This is a genomic window from uncultured Amaricoccus sp. (genome assembly GCF_937858865.1).
Taxonomy (GTDB): domain Bacteria; phylum Pseudomonadota; class Alphaproteobacteria; order Rhodobacterales; family Rhodobacteraceae; genus Amaricoccus.
In genome coordinates, this window is sequence record NZ_CALLYO010000363.1 from 1 (window position 1) to 2,309 (window position 2,309).

General features: G+C 71.4%; 4 protein-coding genes. All 4 read right to left on the reverse strand.

The features are described from left to right. Positions 1-39 precede the first annotated feature (39 nt). The 4 genes from Q0112_RS10450 to Q0112_RS10465 are packed head-to-tail and all read right to left on the reverse strand — an operon-like array spanning position 40 to position 2,185. Positions 40-369: a TfoX/Sxy family protein gene (locus Q0112_RS10450; protein ID WP_297974893.1), complete on the reverse strand. Its 330-nt coding sequence runs from the start codon at positions 367-369 to the stop codon at positions 40-42. A 1-nt stretch (position 370) separates the two neighbouring features. After that, positions 371-721 (reverse strand): iron-sulfur cluster assembly accessory protein, encoded by a 351-nt coding sequence (locus tag Q0112_RS10455; protein WP_297974896.1) that lies wholly within the window; start codon positions 719-721, stop codon positions 371-373. 51 nt (positions 722-772) lie between these two features. Continuing rightward, on the reverse strand, positions 773-1,486 hold the full coding sequence (locus tag Q0112_RS10460) for a DUF3307 domain-containing protein (RefSeq protein WP_297974899.1): 714 nt from the start codon (positions 1,484-1,486) through the stop codon (positions 773-775). Between the two features lie 27 nt (positions 1,487-1,513). Continuing rightward, the gene (locus Q0112_RS10465) at positions 1,514-2,185 is read right to left on the reverse strand and encodes a hypothetical protein (RefSeq protein ID WP_297974902.1); all 672 of its coding nucleotides are present in this window, start codon (positions 2,183-2,185) and stop codon (positions 1,514-1,516) included. Positions 2,186-2,309 lie beyond the last annotated feature (124 nt).

The following is a 2,309-nucleotide window of genomic DNA, read 5'->3' on the forward strand; positions in this document are numbered from 1 at the left end:
GACACAGATTGGCGCGAAGACGCCGGGTGACGCAAGGGATCAGCCGGCGCCGGCCGCCAGTGCGCGGCGGGCCCAGTCGCAGGCGGCCTCGGGGTCGTCGACGGCGGCGTCGGGGAGCGACCAGTAGCCCATGCGGGCGGTGACGCCGTCGCGGCGGGTGTAGGCGAACTGCTCGGCGCCCTCGGCGGCGAGCGCTTCGGCGAGAGGTCCGGCGGCCTTCAGGTAGATGCGCTCTCCGCCGGCGACGATCGCGAAGACCTGGCCGTCGCGGTAGAGGGTGAGGCCGCCCATCATGGCGCGGGCGCTCAGGCGGCCGAGGCCGTCGAAGAGCTCGAGCACGAAGGCGCGGGTGGCGGCGGAGACCGCCATGTCACGTGTCGGCGAACTTGATCGATTCGCCGCAGCCGCAGGCCTCGGTGACGTTGGGGTTGTTGAAGCGGAAGCCCGACTCGACGAGCCCGGTCGCATAGTCGATCTCGGTGCCGAAGAGGAACATCTGCGCCATCGGCGCGATCATCACCCGGGCGCCGTTGCTCTCCACCACCTCGTCGTGCGGATGGATCTCGTCGACATACTCCATGGTGTATTCCATGCCGGCGCAGCCGCCCTTCCTGACGCCGATGCGCAGCCCCTTGCTGCCGCCCTTCTGCATCAGGCGGGCGATCTGCGTTTCCGCCGCCGGCGTCATGGTGACGGGCGGCTTGCCGGGAATGCCGAACATGCGTGTCCTCGCGACGGTTCGTCCCTGAAGTAGTGCGGTTGCCGCCGCGCCTCAAGGGCCGAGGGCAACGAGGACGAGGTGGGTGGCGAAGGCGACGACGAGGCCCCAGGCGAAGCTCGCGAGCGTCCCGATGATGACATACTCGCTGACGCCGCGGTCCTTGTCGTGCGCGAGGTCGTTGAAGCGCAGCAGCGACTTGGCGGCGATCAGGAAGCCGATGCCGTCGGGCTGGCCGGCGATCACCAGCATCAGGATCATCGCCCGCTCCAGCCGCCCGATGAGCCGCCCGCCGCGCGGCAGGCTGGCCGGGTCGGGGGGCTTGAGGTCGGACATGAGCGCCCGCACCGCATAGTCGCCGCCCCAGACGGCGAGCACGAAGCCGGCGCCGAGCGCCATCGCCTGCGGCAGGAGGGCGAAGGCGCCGGGCGCGTTTGCCCAGAGGCCGGCGTCCCAGGCGCCCGGGAACAGGCTGGCGCCGATGACGATGACCGCGAGATGCGCCGCCTGGTCGATGGCGAAGGGGCCGAAGCCGCCGCCGCCGTGGCGGAGCTTGAGCCAGTCGATGACGAAGTGGCTGACGGCGACGAGGATGAGGAGGAGCGGCTCGAGCGGCAGGCCGAGCGCCGCCCAGCTCACCAGGGTGACGATGCAGACGTGCAGCAGCAGGACATGCGGACGCCCCTTCTGGCGCACCATCTCGTCGGTCTGCATGATGAAGTCGGCGAGCGCATGGCCGAAGGTCAGGGCGGCCGCCGTCTCAAGCACGATGGTACGCGAGGGCGAGAGGGGCCGTCATGCGGCATTGCCCGCGGCGGTGCCGGCGAAGTCCGCCTCCCAGTCGCGCAGCGCGTGGCGGATGGCGGTGCCGCCGGCGCCGGCGAGGCGGTAGTTGACCGCCTGCGGCGAGATGCCGAGCCGCGGCGCGATGTCGGTGAGCGTGGGATTGTCGGGCGCGAGGTGCAGCGCCATCGCCTCGGCCTGCTCGCGGGTCCAGCGCGCCGTCCGTTCGTCGAGCAGGTCGACGACGATGCGGTGGAGCGTCGTGACGCCGTCGCCGTCGATGACGAGGCGCCGCGTCCGCGGCATCCGGTCGAGCGCATGGCCGGAGGTCTCGAAGGCCGGCCCGTGCCCGTCCGCCAGATCCCCCGATCCCATGCCGTCGATGCGGCCGATGCCGATCGCGGCGCGGGTGGCAAGGCCGGCGTCGGCCGCCCTGAGGCGCGCGATGATGGTGAGCGCGGCGCGGAGCCCGAGGCCGGGCACGGCGACATAGATCTGCCAGCCGTCGCCGCGATAGCGGGTGAAGCGCGTGTCGGCGCCGGTCCAGGCGGAAATGCCGCGCGCCGTCTCGGCCAGCGCCTGCATCGCCTGCTCGAGCGCGGCGACCGGCTTCTCGGTCGAGCCTACGAGATCGCCGGTCAGGATCGCGGCCGTCCCGGCTCTCGGCTTCGCTGCTGGCGCCATGAGGGGTCCGCCGGCTTGATTACGCTGATATCAAGGGTTACCACTTGATATGCGGCAAAACAAGTTTCGCGGCTTGAACGGCCGCGGGTCCGCTCACATGAACCCGAGCTCGAGCCGGGCCTCG